General features: G+C 66.7%; 17 protein-coding genes. 9 read left to right on the top strand and 8 right to left on the bottom strand.

Annotation, left to right across the window (positions count from 1 at the left end):
* Window positions 1-109 precede the first annotated feature (109 nt).
* On the top strand, window positions 110-1,156 hold the full coding sequence (locus tag IPM73_03785) for a GGDEF domain-containing protein (protein MBK8917188.1): 1,047 nt from the start codon (window positions 110-112) through the stop codon (window positions 1,154-1,156).
* A 67-nt stretch (window positions 1,157-1,223) separates the two neighbouring features.
* Here IPM73_03785 and IPM73_03780 read toward each other — a convergent pair whose 3' ends face one another.
* Together IPM73_03780 and tsaE are read right to left on the bottom strand one after the other, a co-directional pair.
* Window positions 1,224-2,546, bottom strand: a complete 1,323-nt coding sequence (locus IPM73_03780; GenBank protein MBK8917187.1) for an N-acetylmuramoyl-L-alanine amidase — start codon at window positions 2,544-2,546, stop codon at window positions 1,224-1,226.
* On the bottom strand, window positions 2,468-3,172 hold the full coding sequence (gene tsaE / locus IPM73_03775; GenBank protein MBK8917186.1) for a tRNA (adenosine(37)-N6)-threonylcarbamoyltransferase complex ATPase subunit type 1 TsaE: 705 nt from the start codon (window positions 3,170-3,172) through the stop codon (window positions 2,468-2,470). The genes IPM73_03780 and tsaE overlap by 79 nt, the downstream gene beginning before the upstream one ends.
* On the opposite strand from tsaE, the gene queG reads away from it, so the two are divergent.
* Window positions 3,059-4,051, top strand: a complete 993-nt coding sequence (gene queG, locus IPM73_03770; protein ID MBK8917185.1) for a tRNA epoxyqueuosine(34) reductase QueG — start codon at window positions 3,059-3,061, stop codon at window positions 4,049-4,051. The genes tsaE and queG overlap by 114 nt on opposite strands.
* A 107-nt stretch (window positions 4,052-4,158) precedes the next feature.
* Window positions 4,159-4,581 (top strand): hypothetical protein, encoded by a 423-nt coding sequence (locus tag IPM73_03765; protein ID MBK8917184.1) that lies wholly within the window; start codon window positions 4,159-4,161, stop codon window positions 4,579-4,581.
* Between the two features lie 66 nt (window positions 4,582-4,647).
* Here IPM73_03765 and IPM73_03760 read toward each other — a convergent pair whose 3' ends face one another.
* The 4 genes from IPM73_03760 to IPM73_03745 all read right to left on the bottom strand — a co-directional run bounded on the left by IPM73_03760 (window position 4,648) and on the right by IPM73_03745 (window position 8,154).
* Window positions 4,648-5,502: a sulfurtransferase gene (locus IPM73_03760; GenBank protein ID MBK8917183.1), complete on the bottom strand. Its 855-nt coding sequence runs from the start codon at window positions 5,500-5,502 to the stop codon at window positions 4,648-4,650.
* Complete coding sequence (locus IPM73_03755) at window positions 5,499-5,849, bottom strand: STAS/SEC14 domain-containing protein (GenBank protein MBK8917182.1); 351 nt, start codon at window positions 5,847-5,849, stop codon at window positions 5,499-5,501. The genes IPM73_03760 and IPM73_03755 overlap by 4 nt, the downstream gene beginning before the upstream one ends.
* Before the next feature lie 270 nt (window positions 5,850-6,119).
* A complete protein-coding gene (locus IPM73_03750) occupies window positions 6,120-6,971 on the bottom strand; it encodes a DMT family transporter (protein MBK8917181.1) in 852 nt (283 codons plus the stop codon).
* 55 nt (window positions 6,972-7,026) lie between these two features.
* Complete coding sequence (locus IPM73_03745; GenBank protein ID MBK8917180.1) at window positions 7,027-8,154, bottom strand: aromatic ring-hydroxylating dioxygenase subunit alpha; 1,128 nt, start codon at window positions 8,152-8,154, stop codon at window positions 7,027-7,029.
* Between the two features lie 105 nt (window positions 8,155-8,259).
* Between IPM73_03745 and xseB the strand changes: the two genes are divergently transcribed.
* From xseB to IPM73_03715, 6 genes are all read left to right on the top strand, one after another.
* Window positions 8,260-8,496 (top strand): exodeoxyribonuclease VII small subunit, encoded by a 237-nt coding sequence (gene xseB, locus IPM73_03740; protein ID MBK8917179.1) that lies wholly within the window; start codon window positions 8,260-8,262, stop codon window positions 8,494-8,496.
* A 23-nt stretch (window positions 8,497-8,519) separates the two neighbouring features.
* Window positions 8,520-9,386: a polyprenyl synthetase family protein gene (locus IPM73_03735; GenBank protein ID MBK8917178.1), complete on the top strand. Its 867-nt coding sequence runs from the start codon at window positions 8,520-8,522 to the stop codon at window positions 9,384-9,386.
* Window positions 9,387-9,388: 2 nt separating this feature from the next.
* The gene (gene dxs / locus IPM73_03730; GenBank protein MBK8917177.1) at window positions 9,389-11,254 is read left to right on the top strand and encodes a 1-deoxy-D-xylulose-5-phosphate synthase; all 1,866 of its coding nucleotides are present in this window, start codon (window positions 9,389-9,391) and stop codon (window positions 11,252-11,254) included.
* A 4-nt stretch (window positions 11,255-11,258) separates the two neighbouring features.
* On the top strand, window positions 11,259-12,068 hold the full coding sequence (locus IPM73_03725; GenBank protein ID MBK8917176.1) for a GTP cyclohydrolase I FolE2: 810 nt from the start codon (window positions 11,259-11,261) through the stop codon (window positions 12,066-12,068).
* 101 nt (window positions 12,069-12,169) lie between these two features.
* Window positions 12,170-14,071, top strand: a complete 1,902-nt coding sequence (locus IPM73_03720) for a M48 family metalloprotease (GenBank protein ID MBK8917175.1) — start codon at window positions 12,170-12,172, stop codon at window positions 14,069-14,071.
* 173 nt (window positions 14,072-14,244) lie between these two features.
* A complete protein-coding gene (locus tag IPM73_03715) occupies window positions 14,245-14,607 on the top strand; it encodes a hypothetical protein (protein MBK8917174.1) in 363 nt (120 codons plus the stop codon).
* On the opposite strand, the gene gcvA is transcribed toward IPM73_03715, so the two are convergent.
* Complete coding sequence (gene gcvA, locus IPM73_03710) at window positions 14,586-15,494, bottom strand: transcriptional regulator GcvA (protein MBK8917173.1); 909 nt, start codon at window positions 15,492-15,494, stop codon at window positions 14,586-14,588. The two genes, IPM73_03715 and gcvA, sit on opposite strands and share 22 nt — an antisense overlap.
* 66 nt (window positions 15,495-15,560) lie before the next feature.
* On the bottom strand, window positions 15,561-16,130 hold the full coding sequence (locus IPM73_03705; GenBank protein MBK8917172.1) for a MarR family transcriptional regulator: 570 nt from the start codon (window positions 16,128-16,130) through the stop codon (window positions 15,561-15,563).
* Window positions 16,131-16,209 lie beyond the last annotated feature (79 nt).

The raw sequence follows: 16,209 nt of genomic DNA, 5'->3' as shown, positions 1-16,209 counted from the left end.
CGCCCGTCGCATCAGGAAAAACGAATTCCTCCGCCCGAACCGAAAGATATAATTCCGCGATTCGCTCGTTCCTCGTCACCCCGCGCCCTCGGACCCCGTTTCCGGACCCATGCTCCAACTCATCAGTCACATCGTCCGCACGTCTTCGAGGCGCGATCGCACCGAGATCAACGCGGCGCTGATCGATGCCATGGCCGACCTGTTCAACCCGGTTTCGGTCACCATCTACCGCTGCTATCCCAGCAGCCGGGGAACGATGCTCTTCGCCTGTGCCGGAATCGCCTCCGGGGAGCGTTACGTCCACAACGCCTATCTTCCCGATCGCCGCTATTGCCGCCCCATCGACGAGGAACCGCTCCTCGCCCGCTGCCGCCGGGAACGTTCCGTGGCGCTGGAGTCCCTGCCCGGAGGAGCAGATCGCCTGGCTTTTCCCGTCATCCAGTTGAACCAGCTTGTCTATGCCATAGAGATCGTCGTTTCCGAGGAATTCCCCGCCGACTTGCGTGTGCTGCTCCTGGGTGTGGCGGAATACTTCGGCAATCACATCGGCCTGCTGGACTACGGTGAAACCGACACCCTGACGCAGCTCTCCAACCGCAAGACCTTCGACAAGCATCTCTTCGAACTCCTGGGCCGCGCCCAGGACGATTCCGCCAGCGCCGCGCCCTCCCCCCGCCAGTCCCGCCGCAAGGCCGCTGGTTCCTCGGCCCATTGGCTGGCGGTCTGCGACATCGATCGCTTCAAGTCCATCAACGACAACCATGGACACCTGATGGGCGACGAAGTCCTGGTCACCCTATCGCAGATCATGCGCCGCAGCTTTCGCTTCGACGACCAGCTCTTCCGCTTCGGCGGCGAGGAGTTCGTCGTCGTGCTGCAACCCGCCCGCGCCGAAGACGCGCTGAAAGCCCTGGAGCGCTTCCGCACCAACGTCGAGTCCCATAACTTCACCCAGGTGGGCAAGGTGACGGTGAGCGTGGGCTTCAGCCGCCTCAAGGCGACCGACACGCCGACCGACGTCATCGACAGGGCGGACGAGGCCCTCTACTACTGCAAGGGGAACGGCCGCAATCGCGTCGCCTGCTATGAGCACCTGGTGGACAGCGGCACCCTGGAGGTCAAGGACGTTCAGTCAGGCGATATCGAGCTGTTTTGAGCCGCATCGAGCGGCGGGCCACGCATGGCACTTCGAGGGACGACGGGAAAACCCCGGCGCTTTTCCTTCAGCCCAGCGCCGCCAGGCGAGCCCGGGGAACCGGCGGATGCTTGGCGAAATACTGCCGGATTCCGCGCACGATGGCGTCGGCGAGCTTGTCCTGGTAGCGCGCGTCGTTCAGACGCCGCTCCTCCTCCGGATTGGAGATGAAAGCCGTCTCGACCAGGATGGAAGGGATATCCGGTGCTTTCAACACCGCGAACCCCGCCTGCTCCACCTGGGCTTTGTGCAAGGTATTGATGGAACCCAGTTCCCCCAGGACGTACTTGCCCAGCTTGAGGCTGTCGTTGATGGTGGCGGTCTGGGAGAGGTCGAGCAATGTCCTCGCCAGGAAGGGATCCTTGACGTCGAGATTGACCCCGCCGATGAGGTCGGCCTCGTTCTCCTTCTGCGCCAGCCAGCGGGCCGCCGAACTCGACGCGCCCCGCTCGGAAAGCACGAAGACCGACGAGCCCCGGGCGTCGGGCTTGATCCAGGCGTCGGCGTGGATCGATACGAAGAGGTCGGAATGGACACGGCGCGCCTTCTGGACCCGGGTCCCGAGGGGGACGAAGAAATCCGAATCCCGGGTCAGCACGGCCCGCATATTGGTTTCGCTATCGATACGGGCCTTGAGCCGGCGAGCCACCTCCAGGGTCACTTCCTTCTCGTAGGTGCCGCCCTTGCCCACCGCACCGGGGTCTTCGCCGCCGTGGCCGGGGTCCAGGGTGACCGTCACCAGGCGGTCCACCACGGGCCGGGCCGACTTGCGCGAAGTATGGACCTCGGGAGCCTCCACCGCTTCTGCCTTCTGGGGGGTCCGATTCTCAGCCGGCGCTTCGGGCGGCAAAGGTTCCACCGCTTCCTTCTTGCCCTCCATGAGCGCCAGGAGCGGGTCGGGAGCCTCCACCGGATACACGTCGAGCACCAGGCGGTGACCGTACTCGCCCACCGGTTTGAGCACGAACACCTGGGGAGCCACCTTGGTTTTCAGTTCCATGACCACCCGCACCACACCGGGCTTGAAGCGTCCGGCCCGGATGAGCTTGATGTAGGGATCGTCGGTGGCCACCTTGCGGGCCAGGCTGTCCAGCACGCTGTCGAACTCAGCCCCTTCGATATCGACCACCAGCCGGTCCGGATTCTCGACCAGAAAATGGGAAAACTTGAGGGGAGCGTCGTGCTCCAGGGTCACGCGGGTGTAGTCCGCGGCAGGCCACACGCGGACGGCCAGGATGGCCGGCAGCCGGGCTGCCCCCTGCGCCAAGGGCGTCAGGGCGAGGACGAGGGCGGCACCGCCGCCGTGCACGAGGCGCCGGCGGATAGTCGAGAAGCAAGCTCCCTTACGCATGCAGCGCCTCCTTCGCCGTAGGCGGTGACTTCGACCCGGCGTCCGGCTCCGGCGTGGCGCAGCACCAGGCCGAGGTCCGGCGGCGGAACGCAGCCCTGAGCTCGTTCCGGCCATTCGACCAAGCATGCGGCGTCATTGCGAAAATACTCGTCCATTCCCGCATCGAGAAACTCCTCTGGTGACTCGAAGCGATAAAAATCAAAGTGATATAAGTATAAGCTCGAAATTACGTAAACTTCAACCAGGGAATAGGTCGGGCTCTTCACCGGCCCCTGGTGCCCAAGGCTGCGCAGCAGGGCCCGCACCAGGGTCGTCTTGCCCGCCCCCAGATCCCCCTGCAACCACACCACCATTCCCGGCTGCAGGGCCGCGCCCAGGGCCGCTCCCGCCGCCTGGGTGGCGGCTTCGTCGGGCAGATCGAAAACGGCGGTAAGATCGGCGGAATGCAAGATCGGGACTCCGGGAGGGACTACGCGGCGCTGGCCGAAACCATCAAGGCCCACGGGCGTGAACTGGGGTTTGCCGCCCTGGGTATCGCCCGGGCCGAGGTCGGCGAAGCCGGGCAGCGGCTCAAGGACTGGCTGGACGCCGGCTGCCACGGGGCCATGGATTATATGGCCCGCCATGCCGAATTGCGTGCCCGGCCGGATCTCCTGGTACCGGGGACCGTGACCGTCGTTTCCGCTGCCCTCGACTATCTGCCGCCAGGGGCCGCACCCGCAGAGATACTCGCCGATCCCCAGCGCGCCTACGTGTCCCGCTACGCTCTGGGCCGCGATTATCACAAGACGGTGCGCCAGCGCCTGCAAAAGCTGGCCGAAGCCATCGCCGCTCTGGTCGGCCCCTACGGCTACCGCGTTTTTTCGGACTCGGCGCCAGTCATGGAAGTCGAGTTCGCCCGCCAGGCGGGCCTGGGCTGGCGGGGCAAGCACACCCTGCTCCTCTCCCGGCAGGGCTCCTGGCGCTTTCTCGGCGACATCTACACCGACCTGCCCCTGCCGCCGGATTCCCCTGCGCAGTCGCATTGCGGTCGCTGCACCGCCTGCCTCGGCGCCTGTCCCACGGGTGCCATCGTCGCCCCCTACCGGGTCGATGCCCGGCGCTGCATTTCCTATCTCACCATCGAACTCGACGGCCCCATCCCCGAAGAATTGCGCCCCCTGATCGGCAACCGCATCTACGGCTGCGACGACTGCCAGCTGTGCTGCCCCTGGAATCGCTTCGCCCAGTACGGCGACCCGGACTTCGCCCCGCGCCAGGAACTGGACAGCGCGCCCCTGACCGAATTGTTCGCTTGGACCGAGACCGAATTCGAGGCCCGCTTGAGCGGCAGCCCCATTCGCCGCATCGGCCATCGCCGCTGGCTGCGCAATCTCGCCGTCGCCCTGGGTAACGGCCTCCCGACGCCGGAAGCCCGGATAGCGCTGGCAAGGCGCCAGGACCACCCCGACCCCGTGGTACGCGAACATGTGGCCTGGGCGCTCCAGCGGCTCGCCAGGCCGTGAAAACATGCCTTGACACCGTTAGCCCCCCTGACTACCCTGAGCAATCCAAAAACGATTCCCATCAAGGCCTTGCGCCCCCCCGACTGAAGTCCCACATGCACCCTGCCATGGCCATCCAAAAAATCCGCAGTGACCACGAATACATGATCGAACTCCTCGACCGCATCGAGGCGTCCTGCGACCAGATCGGCGTCCTCAGCCACTGCAACCAGTGTCGCTTTGAGCATCGGGAACTCTGCCACGGCAATATCGAGCAGTTGATCCGGGCCTTCGTGGAAGTGACCCTCAAGCACAATCTGGTGGAATCGACCTTCATGGGCGAGAGCGTGCCCGACGCCCACCGTATCGCCCACAATCAAGCCCACTTGGCCATTGCGGAAGAATTGAAGGCCATCCGCGTCGTCTTCCGCCAGGATGGCAACGGGGTCCAGGCCATCGAGGGCATCACCCAGGTGAGAGCCAGCCTTTTCGCCCACTTCCAGGATTACGACCGGCAACTGGAAGAGTATCTCCTGGTCGAAGCCGCCTGAGACTGGCGTTCCCCGTTTCTGTGCCCCTGCCAGCCCCGGGGTGGCGTCCCGTGACGTAGTCCCAGGCTATCCCGGTGTTCCGGTCGCCACCGGCCTGGCCGGGTCGGCGCACCACTCGCTCCAGGATCCGGCGTAGAGGCGCGATCCCGCAAGACCTGCAATTTCCATGGCCAGGATGTTGTGGCAGGCGGAAACGCCGGAACCGCACTGATGCACGACCTCTCTGGAATCTGTTCCCGAGAGCACGGCCTGCCACTCGGCGCGCAGCACCTCCGGCGCCTTGAAGCGCCCGTCCGGTGCGAGATTGTCACCGAAGAATCGATTGACCGCCCCGGGAATGTGCCCCGCCACAGGGTCCAGGGTCTCGTTCTCGCCCCGGTAGCGGTCCGGGCTGCGCGCATCCACCAGAAGTCCGCCTGGTCGCCCGATACCCTGGACAACACTGGCCGCATCGACCACCACGTCCGCCAGGCAAGGGAGCCAGGGGGACGCCGGCCGCGGCGGCGGCAGCGCGCTTTCCAGTTCCCGGCCGCCCTCCTGCCACGCAGCCAGCCCCCCGTCGAGCACGGCAACTTCCCTGTGTCCCAGCCAGCGCAGCAGCCACCACAGGCGACCGGCGATCATGCCCTGGGCGTCGTCGTAGGCCACAACCTGGACCCCGGGCCCGACGCCCTCCTCGGCAAGCCGGGCGGCCAGGCGCTGCGCATCGGGCAGGGGATGGCGGCCGTTGCGTCCCGTGCACGGCCCGGAAAGATCGCGATCGCAGTGCAGGAAGCGGGCACCGGGGATATGGCCCGCGTGGTAGGCACGCTCACCGTAGCCGGGGTCGGCCAGCTGATGGCGCAGGTCAAAAACCCGCCAGCCCGGGTCATTCCGGTGGGCGGCCAGGATGCCGGCGTCCGCCAGGGTGGTGAAGCTCACGCTTCGCCGTCCAGCCAGGCCTGGGCTTCCTCGGGGTTGTCGAAGACCTCGACGTCGGCGTCGACGAAATTCTGCGAAATCCAGGCGCTCCAGGTCACCCACTGGCTGTCGCTCACCACGGCAATGCAGTTGAAATCGTGGGCATGGGCGCGGGAAAACTTCATCTCCTCCCAGGCCACATCAAGGGTAAAACCGGCCATTTCCCGCAGGTCGAAGTAGAGGTCGACGGGGCCTTCGAATTTGACCTTGTAATTGACGATCTCCTCGAATTCCTTGTAGTCGGCCAAGGTAAATTCGCCGAAGACACTGACGCTGACCCGGTTGGCTTGGTGATCGACGACGATCATGGAACGCTCCTCCTTGTGTTTGCAGGAAAGTTTAACCTGGAAACCTCAGTTGGACGGGCCCGTTGGTGCGTTCGGGCGGGTGTCTGGCGCGAAGCGACGACACGGCAGGCTGATGCCTGCAAGGAGGAGCGCCAAAGCCAGGCGCCCGCCCGGATGCGCCAACGGGCTCGTAGCGATGCTACCCACCGGGTGTGCGATTCGGTGGGGCGCGGAGCTCCACGGCACAAGGCATTCCGGGGTTCGACAAGCGGTCAACTGAGGTTTCCGGGTTTAATCCTGTTCCGCCGGGCTGGCGCGTGAGAAGTGGGTCGCGGCGATGCCGGAGGCGACGATGAGCGCGACGGCCACCCAGGCCGAGGGTGGCAAGGTTTCATCCCACAACAAGGCACCGAAGAAGCTGGAAAAGATGACCGTGCTGTAAGCCAGGGCCGCCGCAAGCAGGGTCTTGCCCCGGGTGTAGGCACGAGTCATGGCCAGTTGGGCCGCGGTGGCGAAGAGCGCCACGCCGGCGAGCAGAGGCCCGCTGGAAAGGTCGACCGCGTGCCAGTCGGAAAGGGCCGCCCAGACTCCCGACCCCAGCGACGCCACCAGAGAGAAATAGAAGACCGTGCGGGCCTCAGGCTCGCCGCGGGCTCCGAGCTCCCGCACACTGAAATAGGCCATGCCGGCCAGGATTCCCGAAGCCAGGCCCATGAGCCCCCCGCCCAACTGATCGGCGTGGAAGGTCGGCCGCAACAGCAGGACCACCCCGGCCAGCCCCACGGCCAGAGCGGCCAGCATGCCCCCGGTGAGGCGCCAGCCGGCGAGGGCCAGGTAGAGGGCGAGGAAGATGGCCGAGGTGTAGTTGAGGGTCACCGCCGTCGCCAGCGGCAACAGGGTGATGGCCCAGAAATAGGCAAACAGCGCCAGAAAGCCCACCAGGCCCCGCCCGAGCTGCCAGCGCCAGTGGGGTGTGGCGAAAGCAATGCCGGAATAGCGCACCAGAGCGGCCATGATGAGGAGCGAAATGAAACTGCGGTAGAAAACGATTTCCACCGCCGAGTGCGTCGCCGCCGCCAGCTTGACGCAAACACCCATGCAGGCGAACAGGAGGCTGGCAGCGAGCATCCAGAGGGATTGCATGGGGGGAAGCGGGGAAGAGGAAAGGGAGAAGGGAAGGCTACTTACCCCTCACCCCTCACTTCTCCCCGCCTTCAACGATGCGCCGATAGAACTCGTGGAAGTGCTGCATGCCGTCTTCCATGGGGCTCTGGTAGGGGCCCGTTTCGTTCCTGCCAGCCTTCATGAGGGCGCGGCGGCCGCGGTCCATGCGTTCGCCGATATCGTCGTCCTCGATGGCGGTTTCCATGTAGGCGGCGCGTTCCGCTTCGATGAATTCGCGCTCGAAAGCGACGATTTCCTCGGGGTAGTAGAACTCGACCACGTTGAGGGTGCGATCGACGCCCTGGGGAATCAGGGTGGACACCACCAGCACGTGGGGATACCACTCGACCATGATATTGGGGTAGTAAGTCAGCCAGATGGCGCCCTGGGGCGGGGTTTCACCGCGGTCACCGTAGTACTCGCGCACCACCTTCTGCCAGCGCTCGTAGACCGGGGAGCCCGACTTCTTAAGGGAGGTGATACCCACCTTCTGCACCGAATACCAATCGCCGAACTGCCAGGTGAGGTCGTCGCAGGTGACGAAATTGCCCAGGCCCGGGTGATAGGGCGCGACATGGTAGTCCTCCAGATAGACCTCGATGAAGGTCTTCCAGTTGTAGTGGCAGGTATGCATCTCGACGTGGTCGAGGGTGTAGCCGGTGAAGTCGAGATCCCGCGCCACCCGCATGCCGGCCAGGTCGGCGTTGGCCGAACGCGGGCCCTGGAAGAGGAGGCCGTTCCAGTTCTCCAGCCGCAGCTTGTCGAGGTTGAGGCAGGGGTTCTGGGGAAAATGGGGAGCCCCGATGAGGCGCCCGCCCTGATCGTAGGTCCAGCGATGGATGGGGCACACCAGGGGCCCGTCAAGATGGCCGGAACCTTGCAGCATGATGGCCTGGCGGTGGCGGCAGACGTTGGACATGAGCCAGGTGCCGGCATGGGGGCCGCCGGCGCCGCCATTGACCAGCATGCGGCCGTGGTCCAGCCACTCCAGGGTACGGTAGTCGCCGGCTTCGGGAACCATGAGCTGGTGCCCGACGTAGCCCGGACCGGCATCGAAGAGGAGCTTCTTCTCCTGAGCGAAGATGTTCTCGTCGAAATACCAGTCCACCGGCAGTTGGGAAACTGCGGGGACCAACCGGGACTGATTGCCCAAATCGGTCATTCCACGCCTCCAACGGATTGAAAAGCCAGCAATTCTACCCTGGCCCCGATTTGACCAGAAGCCCCTCCATAGGGTATTTTTCGCCGTTTCCCGCGAGCCCCAGCCATGCCTCAAACCCCCATCGCCGAGATGAAATTCGAGACAGCCCTGGCCGAACTCGAAGCCATCGTCCAGAGCATGGAAGCCGGCAGCCTCGAACTGGAGGAATCCATCGCCGCCTACCGCCGCGGCATGGAATTGATGAAACACTGCCAGCGGCAGCTCGACGCCGCCGAAACTCAGTTGCGCATTGTCGAAAACGGCGAGGAACGGGCCGCTGACCCGGCCGGAGACCTGAGTTGACCCAGGCCGCCTTCACCGCGTGGATGGCGAGCACCCAGGAATGCGTCGAGGCTGCCCTCGCGGCCAGCCTGCCTGCTGCCGCCAACATCCCCGCCCGCCTGCACGGCGCCATGCGCTATGCCACCCTGGGGGGCGGAAAGCGGGTGCGTCCGCTGCTGGTCTTCGCCGCCGGCGAGGTGAGCGGGGCGGCGCCGGAGCCTCTGGCCGCCGCCGCCTGCGCCGTCGAGCTGATCCACGCCTATTCCCTGGTCCATGACGACCTGCCCTGCATGGACGACGATGTTCTGCGCCGCGGCCGCCCCACCTGCCACGTGGAATACGACGAAGCCACCGCCCTCCTGGTGGGGGACAGCCTCCAGACGCTGGCCTTCGAGCTGCTCGCCCGCCCCGGCCTCGCCGAGCCCGCCCGGCAACTGGAAATGATCGCCCTCCTCGCCCACGCCTCGGGTTCCCGCGGCATGGCCGGCGGCCAGGCCATCGACCTGGAATCGGTCGGCCACGCCCTGGAGCAACCGGAACTGGAGCTGATGCACGCCCTGAAGACCGGCGCCCTGATCCGTGCCGCGGTGCTGCTGGGCGCCCTCAGCGGCCGCCTTCTGGCCGCGGAGGAACGCGAGGGTCTGGATCGTTTCGCCAAGCGCGCCGGCCTGCTTTTCCAGGTCGTAGACGACATTCTCGATTGCACGGCCAGCACCGCCACCCTCGGCAAGACTGCGGGCAAGGACGAAGCCGCCGACAAACCCACCTACGTCAGCCTCCTGGGACTTGACGGGGCCCGCGACTACGCCCGCCAACTGCGCGCGGACGCCCTGGCCGCCCTCGCCCCCTGCGGTCTCCGCGCCGCCCGCCTCCAGCAACTGGCCGACTTCATCTGCCACCGGCAGTTCTGACCATGCCCACCTTTCCGCTGCTCGACACCGTCGGCGATCCGGCTGCCCTGCGCCGCCTGGAGCGCCGGCAGTTGCCCCAACTGGCCGACGAATTGCGCCAGTTCCTCATCGAATCGGTCTCCCGCACCGGGGGCCACCTGTCCTCCAACCTGGGCACCGTCGAACTCACCGTCGCCCTGCACTATGTCTATGACACGCCGGAGGACCGCCTGGTCTGGGACGTGGGGCACCAGTGCTACGCCCACAAGATTCTCACCGGCCGCCGCGCCGGCATGGACCGGCTGCGCATGGCGGGGGGCGTGTCCGGCTTCCCCAAGCGTTCCGAGAGCCCCTACGACACCTTCGGCGTCGGCCATTCCTCCACCTCCATTTCCGCCGCCCTGGGCATGGCGCTCGCCGCCAAGCTGAAGGGGGAGGGGCGCAAGGCCGTGGCCATCATTGGCGACGGCGCCATGTCCGCCGGCATGGCCTTCGAGGCCCTCAACAACGCCGGCGTCGCCGGGGCCGACCTGCTGGTCATCCTCAACGACAACGAAATGTCCATTTCTCCGCCGGTGGGAGCGCTCAACACCATCCTCACCCGCCTCATGTCGGGCAAGACCTACAATGCCGCCCGCCAGGGTGCCCGCCACATGCTGGGTTTCGCCCCGCCGCTCCTCGAACTCGCCCGCCGCGCCGAGGAGCACGTCAAGGGCATGATCACCCCGGGCACCCTGTTCGAGGAATTCGGCTTCCACTACTACGGCCCCATCGACGGCCACGACCTGGACGCCCTCGTCCCCACCCTGGACAACCTGCGCCAGATGCGGGGTCCCAAGTTCCTCCACGTCATCACCAAGAAGGGCCAGGGCTACAAGCTGGCCGAGGCGGACCCCATCCTGTACCACGGCGTGGCCAAATTCTGCCCCGTGGAAGGCATCCCTGCTTCCTCGGGCAAGGGCGGCGGCAAACTCACCTATACCCAGGTCTTCGGCGACTGGCTGTGCGACATGGCGGCCGCCGACAAGCGGCTGGTGGGCATCACCCCGGCCATGCGCGAAGGCTCCGGCCTGGTCCGCTTCGCCCAGCAGTTCCCCGACCGCTACCACGACGTGGGCATCGCCGAGCAGCATGCCGTCACCTTTGCCGCCGGGCTGGCCTGCGAGGGCTTGAAGCCGGTGGTGGCCATCTACTCCACCTTCCTGCAGCGCGGTTATGACCAGTTGGTGCACGACGTGGCCCTGCAGAACCTGCCGGTGGTCTTCGCCATCGACCGGGGCGGCCTGGTGGGCGCCGACGGCCCCACCCACCACGGCACCTTCGACCTTTCCTACCTCGCCTGCATCCCCAACCTGGTCATCATGACCCCGGCGGACGAGGCGGAATGCCGCCGTATGCTGTCCACCGCCTTCCATCTGGACTGCCCGACCGCCGTGCGCTACCCCCGCGGCGGCGGTACTGGCGCGCTTCCCGGCAACAACCTGGACACCCTGCCCGTCGGCAAGGCGGAAATCCGCCGCCGGGGCCAGAAGGTCGCCCTGCTGGCCTTCGGCAGCGTCCTTCCCGCCGCCCTGGCAGCCGGCGAGGCGCTCGACGCCACGGTCGCCAACATGCGCTTCGTGAAGCCCCTCGACGCCGACCTGGTGGCCGAGTTGGCCGGGAACCATTCGCTCCTGGTCAGCATCGAAGAAAATGCCGCCATCGGCGGTGCCGGGTCGGAAGTGGCGCGGGTTCTGGAAGACAAGGGGATTGCCACCCCCCTGCTCCGCCTGGGACTCCCGGACCGCTTCGTCGACCACGGCGACCAGGGCCAGCTTCTCGCGGAACTCGGCCTCGACAAGGACGGCATCGTCCGCGCCATCGCGGCGCGGCAGGCCGCAGGACACTGAAAGCATGAACGCACCCCAAGCCCCCTCGCCCATGGCCGATGTCCAGGGTTCCACCGACACCCGCCAGATCGCCATCGACAAGGTCGGCATCAAGGCCATCCGCCACCCGGTCCGGGTCAAGGACAAGTCCGCCGGCACCCAGCACACCATCGCCGTCTTCAACATGACCGTCGGCCTGCCCCACAACTTCAAGGGCACCCACATGTCGCGCTTCGTGGAGATTCTCAACAGCCACGAACGCGAAATCTCGGTGGAGAATTTCCCCGCCATGCTGCGGGAAATGGTCGAGAAGCTGGAAGCCCAGACCGGCCAGATCGAGATGAACTTCCCCTACTTCATCAACAAGCTGGCGCCGGTTTCCGGCGTGCCCAGCCTGATGGACTACGACGTCACCCTGATCGGCGACATCTGCCACGGCCAGATCGCCACCTCGGTCAAGGTCGTGGTGCCGGTCACCAGCCTGTGCCCCTGCTCCAAGAAGATTTCCGAGTACGGCGCCCACAACCAGCGTTCCCACGTCACCGTCACCGCCCGCTGCCACGACTTCGTGTGGATCGAGGAAATCGTCCAGTTGGTCGAGGCCGAAGCGTCCTGCGAACTCTTCGGGCTCCTCAAGCGACCGGACGAGAAATATGTCACCGAGCGGGCCTACGACAATCCCAAATTCGTCGAAGACATGGTGCGCGATGTCGCCGCCCGCCTCAATGCCGAAAACCGCATCGCCGCCTACGTGGTGGAATCCGAGAACTTCGAGTCCATCCACAACCACTCCGCCTACGCCCTGATCGAGCGGGACAAGACGCGAGACCTCTGAGGCCCCCCGCGCATCGAGCCCTGGCGATGACCCGCGCCACAGGGTTTTCGCATTCGGCATACTAGAATACAATGGCATCGTTTCCGCCTTATGGACATGCCATGGACCTCGCCCGCTACGACGCCCTCATCACCCGCCTGGAGGATACCGCCCGCCGAGCACCCGCCCGCTATGTGCGGGCCGTGGTCGGGGTCGCCCTCCTGGGCTTCCTGATTCTCGGCCTGGCCATCGGGCTCACCGCCCTGGCACTTCTGGCGTTGGCACTTCTGGTTTTTGCCGTGGTCGCCAGCGGAGGCAAGGCACTGATTTTCATCGCCAAGCTGGGCAAGCTCCTGATCCTCCTTGTCCTGCCCGCCTGGGCCATGGTGCGCGCCGCCTTTACCCTGCTCTTCGCCCGTTTTCCCCACCCCGCCGGCCGCCCCCTGACCCGTGGCGAGGCGCCCGCCCTTTTCGCCCACCTCGACGCCCTGCGTAGCCGGCTCCGTGGCCCGCGCATCCATACCGTCCTGGTCACTGACGAACTCAACGCGGCCATCGTCCAACACCCCCGCTTCGGTCTCTTCGGTTGGGAAAAGAACATCCTCATTCTGGGGCTGCCGCTCCTGCAGGCCCTGGAAGAACCCGAGGCCCTGGCCGTGGTGGCCCACGAGTACGGCCACCTGGCCGGCTGCCACGGCCGCCTGGGAGGCTTCATCTATCGCCTGCGCGCCGCCTGGGGCCGCTTGCAGGCGCTCTCCGAGCAGTGGAACGACTGGGGCTCCCGCCTCATCGCCCGACTCTTCCGTTGGTATGCCCCCTATTTCAACGCCTACACCTTCGTCCTCGCCCGGCAGCACGAATACGCTGCCGACCGCTTCTCCGCGGACGTCGTAGGCAGCAACGTGGCCAGCCAGGCCCTGGTCCGCATCAACATCGCCGGATTGGTGGAGCAGGAGCGCTTCTGGCCGGAGATAGACCGCACGGCCGCCAGGCAATCGGAGCCCATCGCCGACCGCAGCCGCCGCTGGGCGCAACTGGCGGCGGCCAGCCCCTTGGAACTGGGGAGCGCGGCTTGCCTGGAGCGCGCCCTGAAACGCGTCACCGACCACCACGACACCCACCCTTGTCTGCGGGATCGGCTTGCCGCCATGGCCGGAGATGACACAGCGCCCCGTCCGCCTCCCTCCCTGGACCACAGCGCCGCGACGGTCTGGCTAGCCGGCTCGCTCGCCCGCATCGAGGCCGACCTGGATCAGACCTGGCGCCAGACTGTCGCAGAGCGCTGGCAGGCCCGCCACAGCCACCTGACCGAATGCCGCGCACGCCTGAGCCAACTGGACGGACAGGCCGGGTTTGCCCCCGGTGAGCGCTGGGAGCGCATCCGTCTCATGCAGGAACTCGACCCCGCCACCGACCTGCGGCCCGAGGTCGAGGCCCTGCTGGCGGTGGAGCCCCAGCATCTCTCGGCCCGTTTCCTGCGCGGACGGCTGCGGCTGGAAGCGGGCGAGCCCGAAGGCGCCGAGGACATCGAGGCTGTGATGACCGCCGACCCCGGCGCCACCTTGAGCGGTTGCGAAATTCTCTGGCGCCATGCCCAGGAGAGCGATCCCGCCGCAGCCGAGGCCCACCGCCGCCGCTGGCAGGAGCGCGCCGACTACGAGCAGCGGGTCGAGCAGGAACTCGCCAGCCTGCCGCCCAAGGCCCAACTCGCCCCCGCCGAACTACCCGCGGAAGTGGTGGCGGAAATCGCCGCCCTGGTCGCCCGCGACGGCAAATACGTGCGCAACGCCTATCTGCTGCGCCGCATCCTGGCCAGTGACCCCGATGTCCCGGATTACGTCCTGACCTTCGAGACCCGGCGTTTCACCCTGGGCGACAAAGGCCCTGCCATGTGCAAGGCCCTGGCCACCGGTCCCTACCCCGTCCGCCTGTTCATCGTTCACCTGGGCAGCCAGACCTACCGGGGATTTCGCAAAACCATCAAGAAGCTGGGCGTCAAGCCGATTTTTCCCGTCCCGCGCTAGCGCGCCCCGCGGGACTCGGGAGCCCGGAGGCGCCGCAGGATTCGCCGGCTTGCGCGTGATTTCGCTGCGGCCCGTCTTCCATGAATTTCTTTCTTGCGGACGATGAAAATCCCTCGTCCCACGGGCGTTCCTGCCTCGGCACAATGGCCTCGTCATCCCGTGAGGAGAGTGCCATGAACCCCGAAACCGCTTCCCGCCGCATCGGCCTGACCCTGTTGACCGTCCTGGGCATCGTCCTTCTGGTGGCGGTGGCCCGGGCCACCGACCAGCGCCGCGTGGTGGGCTACGACCCGGAGCGCTCCCTGCTGGCCACCTGCGGTGCCCAGGCGCCCACTTTCTTCACCGACCGGAACCGCCTGGCGGTGTATCGGGAGAGCGCCCAGGGACGCGTCGCAGCGCAGCCAGTGCATCGCGGCGGGGAGATCACCGGGCTGGAGTGCCGGCGGGCCGAGAGGCTGTTGATCGTCGCCACCCGCCGGGGAGAGCACCGCCTGAGCCTGGGCGAGGCTCCCCGTCAGGTCGCCCTGGCGCCCTGAGCGTCTTGCCGGGCCGTCTGCACCAGCCAATCCACGAAGGCCATCACCCAGGGCTTTTCCCGGGATTCCGGCGCCAGCACGACGTGGTAGCCGCGGTCCCGGGGGGTGATGGCAAAGGGCTGCATGAGGGTGCCGGCGGCGATGTAGGGCTCCACCAGCTTGCCGGCGCTGAGGGCCACGCCGTTGCCGGCTGCCGCGGCTTCCAGCAGCATGACCGGGTCGTCGAACTGCATGCCGCCGGTGGGTTCTGGCCAGTCCAGGCCGGCGGCCTCGAACCAGGTTTTCCACGGCAGGCTGCCGTGGCGCAGACGGAGCAACTGAGCCCGGGCTAGGTCCGCGGGCTGACTGAGTCCGCCGATTCCGGCCGGATAGGCGGGGGCGCACACGGCCATGAGCACCTCGTCGCTCAGCTTGAGGGCCAGGAGACCCGGCCAGTGGCCGTTGCCGTAACGCACGCCGACATCCATCTCGCCGGACTTGATGTCGGCCAGGTGCATCGAGGCGGAAAGGATGAGGTCGGTCTCCGGGTGGGCGCGCTGGAAATCGGCCAGCCGGGTGACCAGCCACTTGGCGCCGATGCCGGGGGCGACGCTGACCCGCAGGGTGTGCCGCGCCGCCCGGGCGATGCCCCGGGTCGCCACTTCGATATCGACCAGGGCTTTCCTGACCGCAATGAGGTAGGCCTCGCCCTGGGGCGTCAGGGCCACATTGCGGCTGATGCGCAGGAAGAGCTTCACCCCCAGGTCGTCCTCCAGTTGCCGCAGGCGGTGGCTGATGGCCGACTGGGTGACGCAGAGTTCGTCGGCGGCTTTCTGGAAAGACAGATGGCGGGCGGCGGCCTCGAAGGCGGCCAGGGCGTGCAGCGGGGGAAGGCGGAAGGCAGCCATGCTCAGGGGTGCGCGGGGCGCGAGGAAGGGTGGACCGGAAAGCGACTCACGACGCGGTGGATGCGCTCATGGTGCGGGCAAGGCCAGTTCGTGCTCCCGGCACAGGCGCGTGCTGTCCTCGTCGCTCAGGGCCTCGCCGGTGAGGCCGCAGCGGTGTTCCGGCGAACCGGGGTGGAAGTGCCGGCAACTGCGACAGACGCCGAAGGTTCTCCCCTGCCGGATGTGCTGCCAGCCGGCCAGCAGCCGGCGCAGGGCATGCTCCGCCGTGACCTGATCGGGGGCCGGAAGCGCCGCGATGGCCGCCAGCCAGGCCTCTTCTGCCGCAGGGGCGAGGTGGGCCCGCCCGGCTTCGCTCAAGGCGAGGCGGACGATGCGCCGGTCGGAGGCGTCGCCGCTGCGGGTGATCCAGCCGTGGGATTCCATGAGTTTGAGGCTTTGGGACACCGTGCCCTTGGTCAGGGAGAGGTACTCCGCCAGGGCCTGGGGGGTGTTGCTGTAACGGTTGGCGTCCCGAAGATAGGCCAGGATTGCCCATTGCACCGGCAGCAGGCCGCCGCCCAGGGCGGCCTGCCGCTGCTCGTGCTGCAGGGCGCGGGAAAGACAGAGTAGAAGGGAATGCAGGGGGGACTCGGCCATGGCGCAATAGTATCGATTAAAAACTATGTTGACAGAGCGTGGAGTGAAAGCCGATACTTTTTTTGTATCGATTCGATAC

This window comes from Betaproteobacteria bacterium, from assembly GCA_016720065.1.
GTDB lineage: Bacteria > Pseudomonadota > Gammaproteobacteria > Burkholderiales > Rhodocyclaceae > SSSZ01.
The sequence above is the reverse complement of the archived record's forward strand: the minus strand, read 5'-3'. Positions and strand labels throughout refer to the sequence as shown.

What these genes read in the sequence shown, in the direction of transcription:
- xseB (MBK8917179.1), top strand. Translation starts at nt 8,260, where the DNA reads ATGCCTCAAACCCCCATCGCCGAGATGAAATTCGAGACAGCCCTGGCC.
- IPM73_03715 (MBK8917174.1), top strand. Translation starts at nt 14,245, where the DNA reads ATGAACCCCGAAACCGCTTCCCGCCGCATCGGCCTGACCCTGTTGACC.
- IPM73_03720 (MBK8917175.1), top strand. Translation starts at nt 12,170, where the DNA reads ATGGACCTCGCCCGCTACGACGCCCTCATCACCCGCCTGGAGGATACC.
- IPM73_03785 (MBK8917188.1), top strand. Translation starts at nt 110, where the DNA reads ATGCTCCAACTCATCAGTCACATCGTCCGCACGTCTTCGAGGCGCGAT.
- IPM73_03745 (MBK8917180.1), bottom strand. Translation starts at nt 8,154, where the DNA reads ATGACCGATTTGGGCAATCAGTCCCGGTTGGTCCCCGCAGTTTCCCAA.
- IPM73_03780 (MBK8917187.1), bottom strand. Translation starts at nt 2,546, where the DNA reads ATGCGTAAGGGAGCTTGCTTCTCGACTATCCGCCGGCGCCTCGTGCAC.
- IPM73_03735 (MBK8917178.1), top strand. Translation starts at nt 8,520, where the DNA reads ATGGCGAGCACCCAGGAATGCGTCGAGGCTGCCCTCGCGGCCAGCCTG.
- IPM73_03755 (MBK8917182.1), bottom strand. Translation starts at nt 5,849, where the DNA reads ATGATCGTCGTCGATCACCAAGCCAACCGGGTCAGCGTCAGTGTCTTC.
- dxs (MBK8917177.1), top strand. Translation starts at nt 9,389, where the DNA reads ATGCCCACCTTTCCGCTGCTCGACACCGTCGGCGATCCGGCTGCCCTG.
- IPM73_03750 (MBK8917181.1), bottom strand. Translation starts at nt 6,971, where the DNA reads ATGCAATCCCTCTGGATGCTCGCTGCCAGCCTCCTGTTCGCCTGCATG.
- tsaE (MBK8917186.1), bottom strand. Translation starts at nt 3,172, where the DNA reads ATGGCGGGCCATATAATCCATGGCCCCGTGGCAGCCGGCGTCCAGCCA.
- IPM73_03765 (MBK8917184.1), top strand. Translation starts at nt 4,159, where the DNA reads ATGGCCATCCAAAAAATCCGCAGTGACCACGAATACATGATCGAACTC.
- IPM73_03705 (MBK8917172.1), bottom strand. Translation starts at nt 16,130, where the DNA reads ATGGCCGAGTCCCCCCTGCATTCCCTTCTACTCTGTCTTTCCCGCGCC.
- gcvA (MBK8917173.1), bottom strand. Translation starts at nt 15,494, where the DNA reads ATGGCTGCCTTCCGCCTTCCCCCGCTGCACGCCCTGGCCGCCTTCGAG.
- IPM73_03725 (MBK8917176.1), top strand. Translation starts at nt 11,259, where the DNA reads ATGAACGCACCCCAAGCCCCCTCGCCCATGGCCGATGTCCAGGGTTCC.